Raw genomic sequence first — 20,023 nt, 5'->3', positions numbered from 1 at the left:
GTACTCATCATCATTCGCCTGGGACACGGAGTCGGGGCGCTTTATCAAGGGATGCAGATCTTGCCATTCTCGTTTGAAGACTACGTACTCGATCCGCAACGCCGGGAGCTGACCCGGTGCGGACAGGTCGTGGCTGTCGGGCCACAGGTCTTCGATCTATTGCTGCTGTTCGTCGGCAATCCCGAGCGCGTCCTCAGCAAGGACGAGTTGCTAGAGGCGGTGTGGAACGGCCGGATCGTCTCTGAATCGACGATCACCAGCCACATCAATGCGGTGCGCAAGGCCATCGGTGATACCGGCGAGGAGCAGCGCCTGGTACGCACGGTCGCGCGCAAGGGTTACCGCTTCGTCGGCTTGGTCAAGGTCGATACTGGCGAACCGGCGCGACTACCTGATACAGGCCAGCTCTCGCCCACGGCCCTGCAGCAAGCGCCAGCGCCAACCCCCGCCCTGGTTCTGCCTGACAAACCCTCGATCACCGTCCTGCCCTTCCAGAACCTGAGCGGCGACCCCGAACAGGAGTATTTCGCCGACGGCGTGGTTGAAGACATCATCGCCGCGCTGTCGCGCATCCGCTGGCTGTTCGTCATCGCGCGCAATTCAAGCTTCACCTACAAGGGCCGGGCGGTGGATGCCAGGGGAGTCGGCCAGGCGCTTGGCGTGCGCTACGTGCTCGAAGGCAGCGTGCGCAAATGCGCGAACAAGGTGCGCATCACCGGGCAACTGATCGACGCCACGAGCGGCATGCATATCTGGGCCGAGCGCTTCGAAGGCCAACTCGACGATATCTTCGAGTTGCAGGACCAGATCGCCGAAAGCGTCGTCGGCGCCATCGCGCCGCAACTTGAACGGGCAGAAATCGAGCGCGCCAAACGCAAGCCGACGGAAAGCCTGGACGCCTACGACTACTACCTGCGCGCCATGGCAAAGCTGCACAGCGGCGGCCGGGAAGCCATCGAGGACGCGCTGCCGATGTTCTACACCGCTATCGAACTCGATGCGGAATTTGCTTCGGCCTATGGCATGGCTGCCTGGTGCCACTTCTGGCGCAAGCTCAATGGCTGGATGGGCGATCGCCCGGCCGAGATCGCCGAGGGCATACGGCTGGCGCGTCTGGCGGTATCGCTCGGCCGCGACGATGCGGTCGCCTTGACTCGGGGCGGACATGCACTGGCCCATCTGGCCGGTGAAGTCGACGGCGGCATTGCGTTGCTCGACAGGGCGCGCCTGCTCAACCCCAACCTCGCCCCCGCCTGGTACCTGGGCGGCATCCTGCGCGCGCTGCACGGCGAAACAGACGCCGCGATCAAGGACTTGAACCATGCCCTTCGATTGAGTCCGCTGGACCCGGAAATGTTCAGGATGCAGGTCGGCATGGCGCTGGCGCACTTCTTTGCCGGGCACTTCGATGCGGCTGCAGACTGGGCGGAAAAAGCCCTGGGCAACCTGCCCAGCCTGCTCCCACCAGCAGTCCTGGTGGCGGCCAGTCATGCCCTGAACGGTCACACCGACAAGGCCAGACTGGCGATGCAACGCCTGCACGAACTGGACCCCTCGTTGCGTGTCTCCAACCTCAAGGACTGGCTACCGATCCAGCGGCCCGAGGATTTCGCCCGGCTCGCCGATGGCCTGCGGCTGGCCGGACTGCCGGAGTAACCGCTCAAGGCACCTCGGCGTTTGTGCGTACTATTCGCCGTTCTATCCTGAACTGCCCCAGGCTGCTCCTACATGGATTTGCGTCGGTTTAATTTGGGCGTCCAATCAGCTGTCATTGCGATGTCAGCATGTAGTGGTAGTGCACTGCCCCCGTCTGCGGATCCACCAACCAATAGTCGTCCAGTATCGAGACCCTGTACCCAGCTGACCCAACAGCGAGAAAGAAGCCATCGTGAGAACCTGGGCCTGCGATGGCTCCAACGGGTCAGATCGTCGTTTGCACCGCCACCGCCTGTCGTCCCTTGAACGCCAGGGCAAAACACACAAAGATCGCCAAGGCAAACCCGGCCGGGAACAGCCAGATGTTTTTCCAGTCATGGCCGCCCGCCGTCGCGGCGTAGTGGTCGGTCACCTGCCCCGCCACCCAGAAACCGATCAGCATGCCCAGGCCGTAGGTCGCCAGGGTAATCAAACCCTGGGCCGAACTCCTGAAGCGTTGCGAAGCCTTGGCGTCGGTGTAGATCTGTCCGGAAACGAAGAAGAAGTCATAGCAGATGCCGTGCAAGGCGATGCCGGTGAACAGCATGAAAGCCAGGTCGCCGTTGTTGCCGTAGGCGAACAACAGGTAGCGCAAGGCCCACGCCAGCATCCCCACCAGCAGCGCAATCTTGATCCCGAAGCGCTGGATGAACAGCGGCAGAAGCAGCATGAACAAGACTTCGGAGACCTGCCCGATGGCCATTTTCGCCGTGGGGTTGGTCACGCCGATCTCGGCCAGGAACGGGTTGGCATTCTGGTAGTAGAACGCCAGCGGAATGCAGATCAGGATGGAGGCGATGAAGAACACCAGATAGCTGCGATCCTTGAGCAAACCCAGGGCCTCGAGCCCGAGCATCTGCTTGAGGCCGCCGGTCGATTCACCTTTGAGCGGTGCGGTGCGCGGCAAGGTGAAGCTGTAGAGGCCCAGCAGCAGTGACGCAATCGCCGACATCAGGAAGGTGTTGCGCAACCCGCCTGACGAAATCGCCGCTTGCGAGTCCCAGGCAAACACAAAGCTGATCACCACGCCGGCGACGATCCAGCCGAGGGTGCCCCACACGCGGATGCGCGAAAACTCCAGTGCCGGGTCGCTCATCTGGCGGAACGCGACGGAATTGACCAGGGCCAGGGTCGGCATGTAGATCATCATGTAGGCCAGCACGTACGGATAGAAGGTGCTGAAGTCCGGCGCCCGATACAATTGATACAGCAACACCGCGCCCACCAGGTGCAACACCGCCAGAATGCGCTCGGCGTTGAAGAAGCGGTCGGCGATCAAACCGATCACGAACGGCGCGATGATCGCCCCCCATGACTGGGTCGAAAACGCCATGCCGATCTGCCCGCCGGTGGCGCCCAGGTTACTGGCGAGAAAGGTCCCGAGGGTGACGAACCAGCCACCCCAGATAAAGAACTGCAGGAACATCATTGCGCTTAGCCGCGCGGTCATCGTGGTCATCGTGGTCATGAAAGTCTCCGTCTTATTGTTGTTTTTGTGCGAGAGAAGGTGTTCAGGCGTCAGGTAGCCCCAACAGTCGTCGATTGAACGCCGCGTCGGAGGACACACTGGCGAAATCGTCGAACGCCTTCCGGGTCTTGCTGATCATGTGTCGCTCGATGAACGCCGCTCCTTCTGCGGCGCCCTGCGCGGAGTCCTTCAGGCAACATTCCCACTCCAGCACGGCCCACCCGGCAAAATCGTATTGGGTCAGCTTGCTGAAGATCGACTTGAAGTCGATCTGGCCATCGCCCAGTGAGCGGAAACGCCCCGGCCGCTCGACCCAGCCCTGATAGCCGCCGTAGACACCGGAACGGGCATCGGGCCGGAACTCGGCGTCCTTGACGTGGAACATGCGGATGCGCTCGTGGTAGCGATCGATGAAGCCCAGGTAATCCATTTGCTGCAGCAGCAGGTGGCTCGGGTCATACAGGATCGCCGCGCGGGGATGGTGATCGACCGCCTCCAGGAAGCGCTCGAATGAAGCGCCGTCGTGCAGGTCTTCGCCGGGGTGAATCTCGTAGCAAAGGTCGACGCCGGCCTCTTCGAAACAGTCCAGGATCGGCAACCAGCGCTTGGCCAATTCGGCAAAACCTTGCTCGACCAGGCCACTCGGCCGCTGCGGCCATGGGTAGATGTAGGGCCAGAGCAGCGCGCCGGAAAAGGTCGCGTGGGCTTTCAGGCCCAGGCGCTGGCTGGCACGTGCCGCCAGCTTCAATTGATCGATGGCCCAGTCGGTGCGTGCCTGGGGCTGGCCGCGCAAATGTGCCGGTGCGAAGTCATCGAACAGCGTGTCGAACGCCGGATGCACCGCCACCAGCTGGCCTTGCAGATGCGTCGATAGCTCGCTGATTTCGACGCCTGCCTGGGCGCACACCGCCTGCAATTCGTCGCAGTAGCCCTGGTCTTCGGCGGCGCGCGCAAGGTCAATGAATTGTGTGCCCAGCGTCGGCAATTGAATGGCCTTGTAACCCTGGAATGCCGCCCACCGGGCGATGTTGGCCAAGGTATCGAAGGGCGCTTCGGTGGACATGAATTGCGCGAGGAAAATCCCCGGGCCACGCAGGCCGGTTGGGGCAGTGTCAGTCACGGCAGTCTCCAGAGTCATGGGGTGCAGACCAGTTCGGTCCACTTGGCGTCGCCACGGTGGTTGGCGATCACGGTTTCGATGAACGCCATGCCGCGCAGGCCGATGTCGATCCCGGGTACCCCCGGTGCATCGTGCCCCGCAACCTCGCCACGGATGGCGCGGGCAAGGTCGCCGTAGAGATTGGCCATGGCCTCGAGGTAGCCTTCGGGATGCCCGGCCGGCAAGCGCATGCGCTGGCTGGCGGCTTGGCATAGCCACGGCTGGCCGACGCCGGAACGCAAGATGCGCATGGGTTGATCGAGGGCGCGGTGGATCAGGCTCGCGGGTTCTTCCTGCCGCCATTGCAGCCCCCCCTTGTCGCCATAGACGCGGATCTTCAGCGGGTTTTCCTCGCCTGCGCAGACCTGACTGGCGATCAACACGCCGCTGGCGCCGCCAGCCATCTTGAACAGCATCGAGGCGTCATCGTCCAGCTGACGGCCCGCGATGTGCACACCCAACATCGCGCACAGCTGCTGGATCGGTTGATCGGCGACAAACTCGGCCAGGGAAAAGGCATGGGTGCCGATGTCACCGATGCAGCCGCCCAAACCGGACTGTTCGGGTCGGTCACGCCATTGCGCCTGCCTGTTGCCCTGCCCGGCCACATCCTGGCTGAGCCAGCCCTGGGGATATTCGACAATGACCTTGCGCACCTTGCCGATCACGCCGCTGCGCACCATGTCGCGCGCCTGCCAGACCATCGGATAACCCAGATAAGTGTGGGCCAGGCCGTACAGGCGGTTGCTGCGCTCGACCACGTCCTTGAGCGCGAGCAATTCGGCCAGGTTCAGTGCCGCCGGTTTTTCACTGAACACATGAAAGCCCGCGCTCAGCGCCTGGCTGGCAACCGGTGCATGCAAGTGGTTGGGCGTGACGATCACCACCAGCTCCATGCGCTGCTCGGCGGGCAACGCACGCTCGGCCTCGATCATCTGTTGCCAGTCGCTGTAGCAGCGCGAGGCCGGCAAGCCCAGTACCGCGCCGGTGTTCCGGTTGTTTTGCGGGTCGCGGCTGAAAGCGCCGCACACCAGCTCAAAACGGCCATCGAGCCCGGCGGCCTGACGGTGGGCTTGAGCGATGAAGGCGCCCTCGCCGCCCCCGACGAATCCCATTCTTATTTTTGGCACTGCAGCGCTCATCGCAATTATCTCTGTCTTGATCGGACAATCCGGTCATGATGTAACCGGTTACATCGTGGCGGAAATTTAGGCTCAGTTTGGGCGCCTGTCAAACCCGGGATTAGAATCGATGAACATTCCGCCCCATGGCCAACTGCGTTAAGCTCGCCGGCCGCGCGGTTCGATAACGAGGTGACTTTGTCCAATATCCGTGAAGTAGCCAGGCTGGCCGGCGTCTCGGTGGCCACGGTGTCCAGAACCCTGAAATCGCCTGAGCGTGTGCTGCCCGAAACGCGGGACAAGGTTAACGCGGCTGTGGAAAAGGCCGGCTACAGGCCGAACCTGATGGCGGTGCAGTTTCGCTCCCGGCGCACCGGCAACCTGGTGATTCTGGTGCCGGCCATCGCCAACACTTTTTTCGCCCGGGTCATCAGCGGCGCGCAACAGGCGGCCCAGGCGGCCAATTATCGTCTGCTGCTGTGCGACACCCAGGGCCGCGAGGAGATCGAACGGGAATTCGCCGAGCTGGTGTACAACCATCAGGCCGACGGCGTGATTCAATTGCGCGCCTACGACCCCTTCGAAGCGCCCTTCCCCAACGCCGAGTTGCCGCCCATCGTTAACGCCTGCGAGGTGATTCAAGGCGGCCGACATCCGTCCATCAGCCTGGACAATCGCGCGGCCGCCAAGGCCATGACCGAACACCTGATCGAACTGGGCCACCGCCGCATCGGCCTGATCAAAGGCCCGAAAAGCAGCCCGCTGACCCGCGATCGCGTGGCCGGTTATCAGGATGCCTTGCGTCAGGCCGGCATCGATAGCGACCCGGCGCTGATCTGTCACGGTGATTTCAGTCTGAAGGCCGGTGATGACGGCGCAGCCACGATGCTGCAGCTTCCCGAGCGCCCCACTGCACTGTTTTGCGAAAACGATGAAATGGCTATCGGCGCATTGAAACGCATCAAGCAACAGGGTTTGCGGGTGCCCGAGGACATTTCGCTGGTAGGTTTTGACGACATTCCTTTCGCGGCGTACTGCGACCCACCGCTGACGACCATCGCGCAACCTGCCGAAGTCTTCGGCCAGAAAGCCGTCGAGATGTTGATTGCGCTGATCGAAAAGAAACCGCTGGCTCAGCGGCATGTGGTGTTGCCGTTTGAGTTGACGCTGCGTAGCAGCACGGCAGCCCGCTGTAGGAGCGAGCATGCTAGCGATGGACGTCAATGATAACGCGTGCTGTCTGAATGGACGCGTTGTCCGGACGTTCTTCGCGAGCATGCTCGCTCCTACAGGGGTACAAGTGCAGCCGTAAAATTCAGGTCTTTTTCAATCGCGGAATTGCGTAAGTTGCTGGCTCAGCGACCCGGCCTGATCGCGCAGTTGCACCGACTGTTCGAGCAGGCTGCGGATCGCGTGGTCGTTCTGCTCGGAGATCCGGCTGACGCCCTGGATCGCCACCGACAGTTGCTCGCCCGTCGCCGCCTGGCTTTGGGTCTGGCGCGCCACTTCGCTGATGCGCGTGAGAATGTCCTGGGCATGCTGACGGATCTGGTCGACACCCTGGGCCGAAGTAGTCAATTGCACCACGCCCTGGCGCACCGCTTCGCCGACCTGCTGCACATTGGCCACGGTGTTGCGCACATCCGAACCGATGGCGCCGATCATCTCGCCGATTTCACCGGTCGAGCGGCTGGTACGTTCCGCCAGTTGCCGCACCTCGTCCGCCACCACGGCGAACCCACGTCCCTGCTCCCCGGCTCGCGCCGCTTCAATCGCGGCGTTCAGGGCCAGCAGATTGGTCTGGTCGGCGATGCTGCGTATCACCGCGATGATCCCGGCAATCTGTTGTGAGCGTTTTTCCAGGTCGCCCACCGCGCCGGCCACCACGTCCATGGTCTGGTCGATGTGGGTAATGCCGGCCAGGGTCTGGCTCATCTCCCCGGAAATGTTGGTGGTCAGTACTTCGGTGTTGCGCGCCAGTTGCTCCACGTCTTCGGCTTGCTGGGACATCTCGGTCACCGAATGCGCCAACGCCGTGACGCCGCTGGCCATCTCCTCGGTGGCGGTGTGTTGCGAGGTTGCCCGTTCGGCGACGGCCTGGGTCGTGTCGCCCAGGTGATTGGAAATCTGCATCAAGGTGGTGCTGCTCTGGCGGATCGATCCCACCAGGTCCCCCAGGCGCTGGATGAACTGGTTGAACGCCCCCGCCAGCTTGCCGGTTTCATCGCCGCTGCGCTGCTGGAAACGCAGGCCCAGCTCGCCGCCCCAGGCCTGGATGCCGACCGTCAGGCCCGATAACGGCCGAATCTGCCACGCCAACAGATGCCACAGCACAATGGCCAGCACCAGCAACGCCACCAGACCGATGACCACCGCGGTGTAGAGGAAGTGATTGATGCCGGCCATGGCTTCGGCCAGCGGATAGGCAACCATCAACGCCCAGTTGTTCGGCGCCTTGCCGATCCGCACCGGTTGCAGCACATAGCCCCAGCCATCGCGTTGGAAACTGTAGGAGCGGCCCGCCTTGATCGCGTCCCTGGCGGCGCTCGGCAACTCGTCGGCCGGCTTGCTCAGGCGCTTGGCGTCGGGATGGCTGGCATACAGGCCGTCGCTGGAAACCAGGGCGCCATAGCCCTTGAAGGCATCGATGGTCGAGAGCTGGCGGTTGATGCTTTCCAGCGGAATGTCCACCCCGGCCACACCCAGCGCCTTGCCGCCCTGCAACAGCGGCACCATGATCGATACCATCATCACCGATTGACCACTGCCGCCGCTGTAGGCAAAGGGTTCGGAAGCCCAGGGCTGACGCGTGTGCAGCGGCCGGTAGTAATACTGGTTGTCGGCGTTTTCCGGCACGTAGCCGCTCAATGCCTCGGCTTTCACCGTGCCTCCTGCACGGTTCCAGTAGGTCAGGTAACGGCCCGAGGCGTCGTGGTGCGGCTGGTTGGCAAATTCACTGTCCTTGCCATCGAAGGCATTGGCTTCCCAATACTGGCCGAGCCCCGCCAGCCTGGGGTTGGCTTCGAACAGTTGCCGGGTCAGGGCATCGGCGGTCTTGCGGTCGACTTGTTGCTGCTGCATCGCCGTGGCGACACTGGCCAGCGACTCGGCCACGGTAAACCCGGCACCGAGTTCGACTTCCACTTCCTTGGCATTGGCCTTGACGATGGTCTCGACCAGGGCAGAGGTTTCCTTGACGGAGTTGCCATAGGCGATATAGGCAATGGAACCCAGGAGCAGCGCCATGACGACGACGGTGCCGATCAACGCGGTCCAGAACAGCTTGAAGTGCAGGGAGCGATTAGGCATGAGCATTCTCGAATGAGCGGTACGTCAGCCAGCACAGCGTGCCACAGCTGTGCTGACGGCTTGTTTATAGTTGATATTATTTGGCCACTATATCGAGACGAACGTGCCCGATGCAACACAATTGAACGTTCGATCAGTTGGAAAAAAACCCGGGGGAAACCCAATGCCAGACAGCTTCGGCGCGCTATTGCAGCGCGCCGATGCGGGGGGGAAGAGGCCAGATGCAGGGGCTTGCTTAAAGGCACGCCTGGGCCGCACGTTCGAGGCGCGATGGCCCGAACGTCGAGGCCAGTAACGTGCGTTCGTACAGGAACACCTTGCCGCCGTTCGAGGCCTTGTACGCCTCGAGCACATCGTCGGCGGCGACTTTGCTCGAAACGACGATTCGATAGCTGCGCTGGGTTTGCGAGATCGTTGCGCTCAACGCGTCTTCCTGCAGTTTCGGCAAGACACAGTGGGCGTAATCCGCCGGTGCCTTTTTCGTCTGCAGCGTCAGTGTCGGGTCATTGGGGGCAGAGGCACACCCCGAGAGCAGCAAGGGGGCGACCAGCGCCAGTCGAGTCAACATCTTCATCACAGGGTTCCGGATAAGCGTTTTCAATGCACGCCATGTTCCCTGTTTGCCGGCCACAACAGAACTTGTGATGGATGATGATCACTATCAGTGCAACGAATAGTAAAAGACGCCGACTTCACTGCGCGGATTTGCCGACCGGCCCGCGCTTGAAGGCCTCGCGTCGTTCCTGGCGCTCCAGGGCATAGGCCGCGCTCGGCTCGCTGGCCAGTTCATCCCGACGCAACAGCTCACCGCAATGATCGCACAGCGGTCCCAGCCCGGCGGGCTGCCCGCAACGCTGGTGGGTATAGCGCACGGCCAGGCCCTCTTGCGGCGACTTGCACCAGGTTTCACCCCAGGCACGCAAGGCCAGGACCACGGAATAGAACGCCTGCCCTTTGGCCGTGAGGTGGTACTCGTAGCGTGGCGGCCGCTCGCTGTAGGCGCGGCGCTCGACCATCCCGTCAGCCTCCAGGCTTTTCAGGCGTGCCGCGACCATCTGTGGGGTGCCGCCCGTCTGCGCCTGGATTTCATCGTAGCGATGATTGCGCATGAACAATTCGCGCAACACCAGCACGGTCCAGCGATCGCCGACGATGTCCTCGGCCCGGGCAATCGGACACAAGGTTTCAGGGCTAGTCTTTTTTAACGCCATACGGGCTTGCCTCTTTTCAAGTAACTATGATTATCATATCTACACACTGCCAAGGCAAGCCGATGGCATCGCTCAGCCCATTTCACTGGAGCATTCGTCATGTCCAACACCACCTACCCTCTGGCTCGAACCGCCTACCTGCTGGTCGATCCCTACAACGATTTTCTGTCCGAAGGCGGCAAGATCTTCCCGCTGCTCGAGCCGGTCGCCCAGCAGGTCGGCCTGCTCGACAACCTGCGCACCCTCGACCGCACGGTCCGCGCCCTCGACCTGCCGGTGTTCATCGTACCGCACCGTCGCTGGGAACAAGGCGACTACGAGAACTGGGATCACCCCAGTCCCACCCAATGCAAGATCCAGCACATGCACCACTTCGCGCGCGGCGAATGGGGCGGTGAATGGCACCCCGATTTCGCGCCCCAGCCAGGCGATATCGTCGTCCAGGAGCATTGGGGGTCGAGCGGCTTTGCCAACACCGACCTGGACTTTCGCCTGAAGCAGAAAGGCATCACCCACGTGATCATCGTCGGCCTGCTGGCCAATACCTGCATCGAGGCCACCGCCCGTTACGCCCAGGAACTGGGCTACCACGTCACCCTGGTGCGCGATGCAACCGCCGCTTTCAAACCGGAAATGATGCACGCCGCCCATGAACTGAACGGCCCGACCTTCGCCCATTCGATCGTGACGACCGAGCAACTCATCGCCACCCTCAAGTCGTGAGCACGCCCATGAAACTGACTGGTAACCTGTTACTCGGCGCCAACGAAGTCCCCGCCAGCGCCGGAACGATGAAAGCGCTCAACCCCGCCACCCATCAGCTGATCGAGCCGGATTTCGCCTTCGGTGGCGCGGTCGAAGTGGACATGGCGGCGCAGCTCGCCGACGCCTCGTTTGACCACTACAGCCATACCTCGCTCGCCGAGCGCGCGGCATTTCTGGAGCGCATCGCCGACAATCTTGATGCCGTCGCCCAGCCGCTCGCTGCACGGGCCGCGCTGGAAACGGGCCTGCCCGAAGTACAGCTGCAGGGTGAAGCGGCCAGGGCCGCCAGCCAGTTCCGGCAATTCGCCGAGGTCGTACGCCGGGGACGCTTCCTCCAGGTGGCGATCGACCCGGCCCAGCCCGGACGCCAGCCGCGCCCGCGCATGGATCACCGCCTGCAAAGTATCGCTCTCGGCCCGGTGGCGGTGTTTGGCGCAAGCAATTTCCCCATCAGCTACTCGGTGGCCGGAGGCGACACCGCCGCGGCCCTGGCGGCGGGCGCGACGGTGATCGTCAAGGCCCACAACGCTCACCCAGGGGCCTCGGAAATCCAGGCACGGGCCATCCGCCAGGCGGTGCAGGACAGCGGCTTGCCTGAAGGCGTGTTCTCGATGGTGCGCGGCGCCGGCAACGCGATCGGCGAAGCCCTGGTCGATCATCCGTTGATCAAGGCGGTGACCTTCACCGGCTCCGAGCAGGGTGGCATGGCGCTCTATCGCCGGGCGCAACAACGCCCTGAGCCGATCCCGGTGTTCACCGAGATGGCCAGCGTCAACCCCACGTTCATCCTGCCCCAGGCACTGGCTGAGCGTGGCGCGCAGATCGGCGACGGTTTTATCGAGCGCATGCTGGTCAATGTCGGGCAAGCCTGTCTCAAACCGGCGATCCTGATCGCCATCGCCGGGGCCGGTTTCGAGCCGTTGCGCGCCGCCATGATCAGTCGCGTGGCCGCGGCACCGGCACGTCCGATGCTGACGCCGGGCATTCATGGGTCCTACTTGAGCGGTCTGGACAAGCTGCACGGCGCCGGTGCCAGGCCCGCTGCCGAAGGCCTGGCCGCCACGGCAGCGCTTGACGGCCAGGCCGCTTTGCTTGAGGTAGACGGCCAGCGCTTTCTCGACGAAACAGTCCTGGCCCAGGAAGTCTTCGGCCCGGCAGCCCTTCTGGTGAAGGTCGAGGATGAGGCGCAAATGCTCGCGGTCGCCCGTGCGCTTCGCGGTCAGCTCAGCGCCGCCATGCACCTTGAAGAAGAGGACCTCGGACTGGCCCGTCGTTTGCTGCCGATCCTGGAGCGACGCACCGGGCGGATTGTCGTCAACGCCTTCGCCCATCCGCAGGAGGTGTCTTTCGCCAGCGTGCACGGCGGACCGTTTCCGGCCTCGTCAGACAGCCGTTTCACCTCGGTGGGCATGACCTCCATCGAGCGCTTCCTGCGGCCGGTATGCTACCAGGGCTTCCCCGATGCGCTGCTGCCCGAGGCACTGCGCGACAGCAATCCGTTTGGTGTGCCGCGAAGCGTCGACGGTCGATAAGCGGTTTCGCGCCTGGCAATAATCTTATTTGGGAGCGGCGGCGCGGCGATCCGGCAAAGAGGAAGTGTCAGTCAAGATCAATTAACCTGACACTCCCTCTTCGGGCAACTCGGCCAACACCCAGGGGCAAGCCTCCAGATAAGCCGTCATTTAGAAGATACCGCTGGCACATTATCGGACTTGAAAAAACGCAATAACCTGAAACTCCGTCCAACTATCAAACCATTGATAAGCCCAGACCCCAGTGACGACCAGGCGACTGACGAAACTTCGTTGGCCAGTTCCGGATGCACCGTCTCCTGGTAAACGCTGTAGTAACGCCAGGCGAAGAAGCACCAATACACAAGCAACACTCTGATCGTGCCATCCAGCACTAGCCTCTCACCCTCATGCTTCACGTTGTGGAACGAGTAAAAACGCAAAGCCAGCAACCACCCAACCAGCAACCCCAGCGCATAAACCGAAAGGGGAACCACAAATCCTTGGGAGATTTTCAGCGAGGCTAGGGAGATGGCGACGAATATCGCCGGTGTCAGCAGTAACGATTTTTTCGTTTCATGATTCTTGAAGCAGGCCATGACGCCGTAATACGTCACGATTGAAAAAACTGCGTAAACCCACAGTGGTGTGCCACGCAAAATGTCGAGCATCAAAACCCCTTTGGCATCGCCTGTGCCGAGTTAGCAAATTACAGACGGAAGGCAACTATCACAAGTCGGCGAGATCCCACAAAATTGTAGGAAATGGGCTAGGACACTGTAATTTTGGCCTGAGGCCGTGCAACGAGTCTGAGGTGATCAGTCTCAGGTCGGATAAGGTGGTCGCCGCCCCTATTTACAAGGCACACACCTGATTACGCCCGCTGCGCTTGGCCTGGTACAGCCCGTCATCGGCGCGTGTCAGCAGGCTTTCCAGGTGCTCACCGGGCTGTGCGAGGGCCACACCGAAGGATGCGGTCACGGTGTCCAGCACGGTGTCGGTGCCACGCGCCTTGATGCGCAGGGACTGGACCTTCAGGCGCAGGTGCTCGGCGAAGGCACAGGCAACGCCCAGGTCGGCGCAATCGGGCAGGACCACACAGAATTCTTCGCCGCCGTAACGCGCGGCAAAAGCAGTGGCTGGCAACGCGCCGCGCAGCACCTGGGCGACATGCTGCAGGACCCGGTCGCCCAGTGGGTGACCGTACTGGTCATTGAATTGCTTGAAGTGGTCGATATCCAGGATCACCAAGGCTACCCCGCGGGAAGGCTTGCCCAGCGCCTGCTCCAGCAGGCGGGTGAACGCCGTGCGGTTGAGCAGCTCGGTCAAGCCATCAAGGGTCGCGGCCAGTTGCGCGCGTTGCAGTTTGTCGCGCAGGGTCTTGATTTCGTCCTGCGCCGAGTGCAGCTGCGCGAGGAAGTGTTCCTGCTGGCTCTGCATCAACCGGGTGCTCTGCTGCAGCTCGCTCAAGATGCCCGGCAGGCGATCACTGGCCGGTTCGTCGAGCATTTCCAGGCACTGCCCCAAGCGGTTCTGAAAATGGACACTGCCTTCCACACTGCGCGAGACATCCCGTTCCATGCCATCGACCAGGCTGATGACCTGATGCTGTTCGCCGCGGGCCTCCTCGAGCTCGTCACGAATGATGTACTGGCGAAACAGCCGGGTTGCAGCCTCTGGCGGGCAACCGTCGAAGTCTCTGACCACCCGGTCCAGGTGGCGATTGAGCTCCGGGTCCTGGCCCTTGCTGTAGGTGTACCAGAGTGCGTAGTGCACGGGATTGGGCGGGATGTTATGGCGAACCATCAGGGGCACGGCCTGCTTGAGCAGCGCCGCTGCCTCGCGGGAGTCTTCCGGATACAGCGCTAGGATATTCGCACGCGTTTCTGATGAGCTCATGGCGTCACTGTGGTTTTTTATCATTGGCATTCGGACTGTGCGCTGAGCATACCGATACGCCTGACAAACGGCTATCCCGCTTTACCTTCAAAGCCGGTTTTGAGCCGCCATCGAAGCGGCACGCGCCGATGAAGCGCGCAGCCCCACCACTTGGTGCCTCGCTGTGGCATTGCTCCGTGGGTCGCCCAGATCCAAAGCCAAAGCGAGGCGGCCTTAAAGCCGACCTGATTTCAAGTGAACACATGATCGTTCCCACGCTCTGCGTGGGAATGCATCCTGTGACGCTGCGCGTCACCGTTGCGCAGGGCTCACGTCATGCGTCGACAGCGGAACGCGGAGCGTCCCTGGCGGCATTCCCACGCAGAGCGTGGGAACGATCACATCGCGGACACACCTGGAATGAGGTCGGCTATAAGGCCGCCTCGCTTCTGCTGTTGCACCGAACGCCAGGGGCAAGAGCCCTTGGTTACTTGGGGCTTTCCAAGTGACTCGCTGTAGGAGCGAAACCCTGGGTGGCCGTTACCGCAGGAATGGATATGTACGCCGAAAAAGAGGTAAACCCAATCCAACACGCGAAATACCAAACAAAAAACCCGGCCTGTTCGGCCGGGTTTCTTTAGTCATTCAACAACACTTCGGTCCGGCCTTGCTGCCGTAACGGGCCTCCTGGCGTTCGCGGAAGAACGCCTCGTAGTCCATCACCGGTTTGTCCGGGTGCTTGCTTTGCATGTGCTCGACGTAGTTGTCGTAATCGGGCATCCCCACCATCAGGCGCGCGGCCTGACCGAGGTATTTACCCAGGCGACTGAGGTCATTGAACATGATCAGGCATCGGCAGCGCTTGGAAAGGTGCTTCCTTGTCCGTGCGTTCCTTGGTGCCCCAGGCGGCGATACCGACCTTGAGCGCAAAGAACAGGATGCTGAACACCACGAACAGGAACAGCGCGGTCAGCGTGGCGTTGGTGTAGGCGTTGAAAATCACGTGCTGCATCTGGTCAATGCTCTTGGCCGGCGCCAGCACCTGACCGTTGGCCAGGGCATCGCTGTATTTTTTCGCCAGGGCCAGGAAGCCGATCGCCGGGTTGGCGTCGAACAGCTTGATGAAACCGGCGGTGGTGGTGCAGATCAGCAGCCATACCGCTGGCAGCAGAGTCACCCACACATACTGTTGACGCTTCATTTTGATCAGCACCACGGTGCCGAGCATCAGCGCGATACCCGCCAGCATCTGATTGGAGATGCCGAACAGCGGCCACAAGGTGTTGATGCCACCCAGCGGATCGATCACACCCTGGTACAGCAGGTAACCCCACATGGCCACGCAACCGGCGGTGGCAATCAGGTTGGCGGTCCAGGATTCGGTGCGCTTGAGCGCTGGCACGAAGGAGCCGAGCAGGTCCTGCAGCATGAAACGCCCGGCACGGGTACCGGCGTCGACCGCAGTCAGGATGAACAACGCTTCGAACAGGATCGCGAAGTGGTACCAGAACGCCATGGTGTTTTCACCTGGCAGGACATGGTGCAGGATCTGCGCGATACCCACCGCCAGGGTCGGCGCACCGCCGGCACGGGCCAGGATGGTGGTTTCACCGATGTCCTTCGCTACGGCTTGCAGCGCTTCCGGAGTAATCGCAAAGCCCCAACTGCTGACCGTCTGAGCCACCGAAACAGCATCGGAGCCCACAATCGCCGCAGGGCTGTTCATGGCGAAGTACACGCCCGGATCGATCACCGAGGCCGCGACCATGGCCATGATCGCCACGAACGACTCCATCAGCATGCCGCCGTAACCGATGTAACGGGCATGACCTTCGCTGGCCAGCAATTTCGGCGTGGTGCCGGATGCGATCAGCGAGTGGAAACCCGATACCGCGCCACAGGCAATGGTGATGAACAGGAACGGGAACATACCGCCCTTCCACACCGGGCCCGTACCGTCGACGAACTGGGTCAGGGCTGGCATTCTCAGCTCGGGCATGGTCACCAGGATGCCGATGGCCAAGGCTACGATGGTGCCGATTTTCAGGAAGGTGGAGAGGTAGTCACGCGGTGCCAGGATCAGCCAAACCGGCAGAACGGCAGCCACGAAACCGTAACCGATCAGCATCCAGGTGATCTGGATGCCGGTAAAGGTAAAGGCCTTGGCCCACACCGGGTCAGCAGCAATCTGCCCGCCCAGCCAGATCGAGCCCAGCAGCAGGAACACACCAATGATCGAGATTTCACCGATGCGACCCGGACGGATGTAGCGCATGTAGATGCCCATGAACATCGCGATCGGGATGGTCGCCATGACCGTGAACATGCCCCAAGGGCTTTCGGCCAGGGCCTTGACCACGATCAGCGCCAGCACCGCGAGGATGATGATCATGATCAGGAAGCAACCGAACAACGCGATGGTGCCGGGAATGCGGCCCATTTCTTCGCGAACCATGTCGCCCAGCGAGCGGCCGTTGCGGCGGGTGGACATGAACAGGACCATGAAGTCCTGGACGGCACCGGCCAGCACCACCCCGGCGATCAGCCACAGCGTACCGGGCAGGTAGCCCATCTGCGCCGCCAGTACCGGACCGACCAGCGGCCCCGCGCCGGCGATGGCCGCGAAGTGGTGACCGAAGAGTACGTGCTTGTTGGTCGGCACGAAGTCCAGGCCATCGTTGTTGAGCACGGCGGGAGTGGCGCGATTGGGGTCCAGTTGCATCACTTTGTTGGCGATGAACAGGCTGTAGTAGCGGTACGCAACGAGGTAGATGGCGACGGCTGCGACGACGATCCACAGGGCGTTGATCGCTTCGCCGCGGCGCAGGGCCACGACACTAAGCGCGATCGCTCCCAGGACAGCCACGGCAAACCAGGCGAGGTGTTTAGCCAGACGGGGCATAGAGGGTCTCCTGCCGACAGCTCGTGACTGCGGCGGTAATTTTTATAATTGTGTCCGCTGTGCGGAGCTGGCCCAATATCCGCGCATGTCGTCCACAAATAAATCCGCGTTACTACGTACGCGATCTCTACGTAGTTCTACGTAGATGACCCCCACCCCTGTAGGAGCGAGCTTGCTCGCGAAAAAGGTACAGCCGACGCCACTCAGCGCCTGAAATACCATCGTCGGATCGCCGCCCGGAGCAAGCTCGCTCCTACAATGCCTCTCTTTGGCATATGATCCCCACCCCTCGCGCGGGCCAGGAGTGAACATGCAGCTCAAACACAAGATCGTCGCCCTCGGCATTTTGCCGCTGGTGTTGGCCATTGCGGTCATTTGCGCACTGGTGATTTCCCTCAATCGCCAACTGGGCGATCAACAGGCACAGCTGATCGAAGACAGCATCCTGATGAGCAAGCGCGCGGAACTGAAAAACTACGTCGAAATGGCGAAGAGCCTGATCGAGCCGCTGTACGACAACGGCCAGGGTGACGCACGCGCCCAGCAACAGGTGCTGGAGGAGCTGCGCAAACTCAGCTTTGGCATCAACGGCTATTTCTTCGTCTACGACCATGAAGGCCGCAGCCTGATGCACGCGCGCCAGTCGGAACTGGTGGGAAAATACCTGTGGGACATGAAAGATCCGCACGGCCTGCCGGTGATCCAGGCACTGCTCAAAAGCGCGCAGTCGGGCGAAGGTTTTCAACGCTACGCCTGGAACAAACCTTCCTCCGGCCAGGTGACTGACAAACTGGCCTACGTGGTGATGCTCGATCGCTGGGGCTGGATGCTCGGTACCGGCATCTACCTTGAGGATGTCGAGCGCGCCACCCAGCAAGCCCGTGCCGAAGTGGCCCAAGGCATCCGCAAGACCATGATGGCGATCGCCGTGGTGGCGCTGGTGGCGGTGCTGTTTGTCTTCGCCACCGGCATGACCCTCAATGTCAGCGAGCATCGCCTGGCGGACAAAAAGCTCCAGCGCCTGACCCAGCGTATCGTCAGCCTGCAGGAGGAAGAGCGCTCGCGGGTGTCCCGCGAGCTGCACGACGGTATCAGCCAGGTGCTGGTCTCGATCAAGTTCCAGTTCGAACTGGCCAGCCACTTGCTGGAAAGCGGACAAAACCACGACAAAGGCTTGAACACGCTTAAGGACGCCACCGAGCGCCTGGGCGATGCCATCGGCGAAGTGCGCAGTCTCTCCCACGATCTGCGCTCATCCTTGCTCGATACCCTCGGCCTGCCAGCCGCCATTGGCCAATTGGCCGCGGAATTCCAGCAGCGCAGCGGCTTGACCGTGACCTATAACGAAAATGAATTCGACTGCCAACTGGTCGACGGCGCCGCTGTTGCGCTGTTCCGCATCGTCCAGGAAGGCCTGACCAATATCGAACGTCACGCCCAGGCGAAAAACGTGTCCATCAGCCTGCGCGGTTGTGAACAGTCCGTGCGGCTGACGTTGGTCGATGACGGCATCGGTTTCAATGTTGCCCAAGTCGAACGTCGCCAGGCCGGCATTGGTTTGCGTAACATCCGCGAACGCGTCGAGCATTTTGGCGGGCGCTTTGATTTGATCTCGATGCCGGGCAGAAGCGAGCTGGACGTACGGCTGCCGATGAAACCTGGCGCAAAACTACAAGAGTGAACCGTGCATGAACCTGCCCTCCCCGATCCGCGTCGCCCTGGTCGACGATCACTCCCTGGTCCGCGACGGCATCAAGGCGCTACTGGCCGTGATGTCGCCCCTGGAAATGGTCGGCGAAGCAGAAAACGGCGCCGAGGCCATCGAGATGGTCGGACGCTGCCAGCCCGACCTGCTGCTGGTCGACATCAGCCTGCCGGACATGAACGGCCTGGAGCTGACCCGCGTGCTGCGCAGCCAGTACCCGTCGCTCAAGGTGCTGGTTCTGAGCATGTACGACAATTACGAATACGTCAGTGAATCGGTGCGCTCTGGTGCCAGCGGCTACGTGCTGAAGAACGCGCCGTCCCGGGAAATCATCGCCGCCATCGAAGCCATCACCAGCGGCGGAACCTTCTACAGCGCCGACATCGCCCAACGGCTGATCGCCGACAGGAACACCGACAACGAACTCACACCACGGGAAAGCCAGGTGCTGGCGAAAATGGCCCAGGGCCTCAACAACAAGGAAATGGCCCGGGAACTGGACATCAGCGTGCGCACCGTGGAAACCCATCGCTTGAGCATTCGGCGCAAGCTCAACATCGACAAGCCAGCGGCGCTGGTCAAGTACGCGATTGATCACGGGCTCATATCGCGCTAACGCCTCGAACCCTGTGGGATCACCGAATCCTCCATTGACTGCGTCAATAGTCACCATTAACTCAATGAAGTTCTCTTAAAAACTCTGCGGCGTAACATTGGCTCCATACCAACCCACAACACCCCGGAGCACACGATCATGAAACGCCAAACCCTCCTCAGCATCGCTTTCTCGGTTTTTGCAGTTAACGCTTTTGCCGCTACTTCTGCTGCGCCTGTTGTCGCTGAAGGCGGCTCGGATCGACTGATTGAAAGCCGCGTGGCTGAGGGTGGTTCTGACCGCCTGATCGAAAATCGCGTCGCTGCCGATGGCTCCGACCGCCTGCAAGGCAACACCGTCGCCGCCGATGGCTCCGACCGCCTGCAAGGCAACAGCATCGCCTGAATCCATCGCTTCACCGTACTAACGAAAAGCCCGGCCTGATCAGCCGGGCTTTTTGTGCCTGTGATAATTAGTCAAGCGTTAAACCTGGACTCAGAGTTTTGCAATCGAGACTTCGAGGGATTTCAGGAAGGCAATCACTCTACGTGCTGGGGACGAAGGTCCTGATGGCAGGTCGACACTGAAAAAACCGCACGCAAAAAAAATCCCGGGCAGCTGATGGACGCCCGGGACTTAAAAATGCATAAACCGTGGTGGTGAACGCGGGGCGGATATTACGCAATGTTTCGCCCTGTAACAAG

General features: G+C 61.6%; 15 protein-coding genes and 3 pseudogenes. 7 read left to right on the top strand and 11 right to left on the bottom strand.

What is annotated here, in order from left to right; all coding sequences use genetic code 11:
- Positions 1–60 precede the first annotated feature (60 nt).
- Complete coding sequence (locus ACIO0C_RS06920; protein ID WP_401309494.1) at positions 61–1,656, top strand: winged helix-turn-helix domain-containing tetratricopeptide repeat protein; 1,596 nt, start codon at positions 61–63, stop codon at positions 1,654–1,656.
- Positions 1,657–1,921: 265 nt separating this feature from the next.
- Here the strand turns inward: ACIO0C_RS06920 and ACIO0C_RS06915 are convergent, their stop codons facing one another.
- The 3 genes from ACIO0C_RS06915 to ACIO0C_RS06905 are packed head-to-tail and all read right to left on the bottom strand — an operon-like array spanning position 1,922 to position 5,464.
- Complete coding sequence (locus ACIO0C_RS06915) at positions 1,922–3,154, bottom strand: nucleoside permease (RefSeq protein ID WP_401309773.1); 1,233 nt, start codon at positions 3,152–3,154, stop codon at positions 1,922–1,924.
- Between the two features lie 52 nt (positions 3,155–3,206).
- On the bottom strand, positions 3,207–4,301 hold the full coding sequence (locus tag ACIO0C_RS06910; RefSeq protein WP_401309491.1) for a sugar phosphate isomerase/epimerase family protein: 1,095 nt from the start codon (positions 4,299–4,301) through the stop codon (positions 3,207–3,209).
- Complete coding sequence (locus tag ACIO0C_RS06905; protein ID WP_401309488.1) at positions 4,298–5,464, bottom strand: Gfo/Idh/MocA family protein; 1,167 nt, start codon at positions 5,462–5,464, stop codon at positions 4,298–4,300. Before ACIO0C_RS06905 ends, ACIO0C_RS06910 begins: the two co-directional genes overlap by 4 nt.
- 177 nt (positions 5,465–5,641) lie before the next feature.
- Between ACIO0C_RS06905 and ACIO0C_RS06900 the strand changes: the two genes are divergently transcribed.
- The gene (locus tag ACIO0C_RS06900) at positions 5,642–6,670 is read left to right on the top strand and encodes a LacI family DNA-binding transcriptional regulator (RefSeq protein WP_401309486.1); all 1,029 of its coding nucleotides are present in this window, start codon (positions 5,642–5,644) and stop codon (positions 6,668–6,670) included.
- Between the two features lie 99 nt (positions 6,671–6,769).
- Here the strand turns inward: ACIO0C_RS06900 and ACIO0C_RS06895 are convergent.
- The 4 genes and pseudogenes from ACIO0C_RS06895 to ACIO0C_RS06880 all read right to left on the bottom strand — a co-directional run.
- Positions 6,770–7,306 (bottom strand): annotated as a pseudogene (locus ACIO0C_RS06895) (methyl-accepting chemotaxis protein); the annotation flags it as partial.
- A 324-nt stretch (positions 7,307–7,630) separates the two neighbouring features.
- Positions 7,631–8,524 (bottom strand): annotated as a pseudogene (locus ACIO0C_RS06890) (cache domain-containing protein); the annotation flags it as partial.
- A gap of 463 nt (positions 8,525–8,987) precedes the next feature.
- A complete protein-coding gene (locus tag ACIO0C_RS06885) occupies positions 8,988–9,326 on the bottom strand; it encodes a hypothetical protein (protein ID WP_401309483.1) in 339 nt (112 codons plus the stop codon).
- Between the two features lie 118 nt (positions 9,327–9,444).
- On the bottom strand, positions 9,445–9,963 hold the full coding sequence (locus ACIO0C_RS06880; protein WP_401309481.1) for a winged helix-turn-helix transcriptional regulator: 519 nt from the start codon (positions 9,961–9,963) through the stop codon (positions 9,445–9,447).
- Between the two features lie 99 nt (positions 9,964–10,062).
- On the opposite strand from ACIO0C_RS06880, the gene ACIO0C_RS06875 reads away from it, so the two are divergent.
- Positions 10,063–10,686: an isochorismatase family cysteine hydrolase gene (locus ACIO0C_RS06875; protein WP_401309478.1), complete on the top strand. Its 624-nt coding sequence runs from the start codon at positions 10,063–10,065 to the stop codon at positions 10,684–10,686.
- 8 nt (positions 10,687–10,694) lie between these two features.
- Positions 10,695–12,260: an aldehyde dehydrogenase (NADP(+)) gene (locus ACIO0C_RS06870; protein WP_401309475.1), complete on the top strand. Its 1,566-nt coding sequence runs from the start codon at positions 10,695–10,697 to the stop codon at positions 12,258–12,260.
- Positions 12,261–12,406: 146 nt separating this feature from the next.
- On the opposite strand, the gene ACIO0C_RS06865 is transcribed toward ACIO0C_RS06870, so the two are convergent.
- The 4 genes from ACIO0C_RS06865 to ACIO0C_RS06850 form a co-directional block, all read right to left on the bottom strand.
- A complete protein-coding gene (locus ACIO0C_RS06865; protein ID WP_401309473.1) occupies positions 12,407–12,910 on the bottom strand; it encodes a hypothetical protein in 504 nt (167 codons plus the stop codon).
- Positions 12,911–13,094: 184 nt separating this feature from the next.
- Positions 13,095–14,138: a GGDEF domain-containing protein gene (locus ACIO0C_RS06860; protein WP_401309470.1), complete on the bottom strand. Its 1,044-nt coding sequence runs from the start codon at positions 14,136–14,138 to the stop codon at positions 13,095–13,097.
- A 624-nt stretch (positions 14,139–14,762) separates the two neighbouring features.
- Positions 14,763–14,960, bottom strand: a complete 198-nt coding sequence (locus tag ACIO0C_RS06855) for a YbdD/YjiX family protein (RefSeq protein WP_008051268.1) — start codon at positions 14,958–14,960, stop codon at positions 14,763–14,765.
- The gene (locus ACIO0C_RS06850; protein WP_008062959.1) at positions 14,950–17,019 is read right to left on the bottom strand and encodes a carbon starvation CstA family protein; all 2,070 of its coding nucleotides are present in this window, start codon (positions 17,017–17,019) and stop codon (positions 14,950–14,952) included. Before ACIO0C_RS06850 ends, ACIO0C_RS06855 begins: the two co-directional genes overlap by 11 nt.
- A gap of 310 nt (positions 17,020–17,329) precedes the next feature.
- Here ACIO0C_RS06850 and ACIO0C_RS06845 point away from each other — a divergent pair, with 310 nt between their 5' ends.
- From ACIO0C_RS06845 to ACIO0C_RS06835, 3 genes and pseudogenes are all read left to right on the top strand, one after another.
- Complete coding sequence (locus tag ACIO0C_RS06845) at positions 17,330–18,700, top strand: cache domain-containing protein (RefSeq protein ID WP_401309466.1); 1,371 nt, start codon at positions 17,330–17,332, stop codon at positions 18,698–18,700.
- A gap of 7 nt (positions 18,701–18,707) precedes the next feature.
- The gene (locus ACIO0C_RS06840) at positions 18,708–19,340 is read left to right on the top strand and encodes a response regulator (protein WP_401309463.1); all 633 of its coding nucleotides are present in this window, start codon (positions 18,708–18,710) and stop codon (positions 19,338–19,340) included.
- A gap of 138 nt (positions 19,341–19,478) precedes the next feature.
- Positions 19,479–19,721 (top strand): annotated as a pseudogene (locus ACIO0C_RS06835) (hypothetical protein); the annotation flags it as partial.
- Positions 19,722–20,023: the final 302 nt, after the last annotated feature.

It is taken from the genome of Pseudomonas sp. NPDC087336 (genome assembly GCF_044744285.1).
In the GTDB taxonomy this organism is placed as follows: Bacteria; Pseudomonadota; Gammaproteobacteria; order Pseudomonadales; family Pseudomonadaceae; genus Aquipseudomonas.
The sequence above is the reverse complement of the archived record's forward strand: the minus strand, read 5'-3'. Positions and strand labels throughout refer to the sequence as shown.

Bases quoted from the DNA above. Each gene is read 5' to 3' on its own strand.
- ACIO0C_RS06855 (WP_008051268.1), bottom strand. From the start codon at position 14,960: ATGTTCAATGACCTCAGTCGCCTGGGTAAATACCTCGGTCAGGCCGCG.
- ACIO0C_RS06840 (WP_401309463.1), top strand. From the start codon at position 18,708: ATGAACCTGCCCTCCCCGATCCGCGTCGCCCTGGTCGACGATCACTCC.
- ACIO0C_RS06850 (WP_008062959.1), bottom strand. From the start codon at position 17,019: ATGCCCCGTCTGGCTAAACACCTCGCCTGGTTTGCCGTGGCTGTCCTG.
- ACIO0C_RS06870 (WP_401309475.1), top strand. From the start codon at position 10,695: ATGAAACTGACTGGTAACCTGTTACTCGGCGCCAACGAAGTCCCCGCC.
- ACIO0C_RS06915 (WP_401309773.1), bottom strand. From the start codon at position 3,154: ATGACCACGATGACCGCGCGGCTAAGCGCAATGATGTTCCTGCAGTTC.
- ACIO0C_RS06905 (WP_401309488.1), bottom strand. From the start codon at position 5,464: ATGAGCGCTGCAGTGCCAAAAATAAGAATGGGATTCGTCGGGGGCGGC.
- ACIO0C_RS06860 (WP_401309470.1), bottom strand. From the start codon at position 14,138: ATGAGCTCATCAGAAACGCGTGCGAATATCCTAGCGCTGTATCCGGAA.
- ACIO0C_RS06880 (WP_401309481.1), bottom strand. From the start codon at position 9,963: ATGGCGTTAAAAAAGACTAGCCCTGAAACCTTGTGTCCGATTGCCCGG.
- ACIO0C_RS06910 (WP_401309491.1), bottom strand. From the start codon at position 4,301: ATGACTCTGGAGACTGCCGTGACTGACACTGCCCCAACCGGCCTGCGT.
- ACIO0C_RS06875 (WP_401309478.1), top strand. From the start codon at position 10,063: ATGTCCAACACCACCTACCCTCTGGCTCGAACCGCCTACCTGCTGGTC.
- ACIO0C_RS06865 (WP_401309473.1), bottom strand. From the start codon at position 12,910: ATGCTCGACATTTTGCGTGGCACACCACTGTGGGTTTACGCAGTTTTT.
- ACIO0C_RS06885 (WP_401309483.1), bottom strand. From the start codon at position 9,326: ATGAAGATGTTGACTCGACTGGCGCTGGTCGCCCCCTTGCTGCTCTCG.
- ACIO0C_RS06845 (WP_401309466.1), top strand. From the start codon at position 17,330: ATGCAGCTCAAACACAAGATCGTCGCCCTCGGCATTTTGCCGCTGGTG.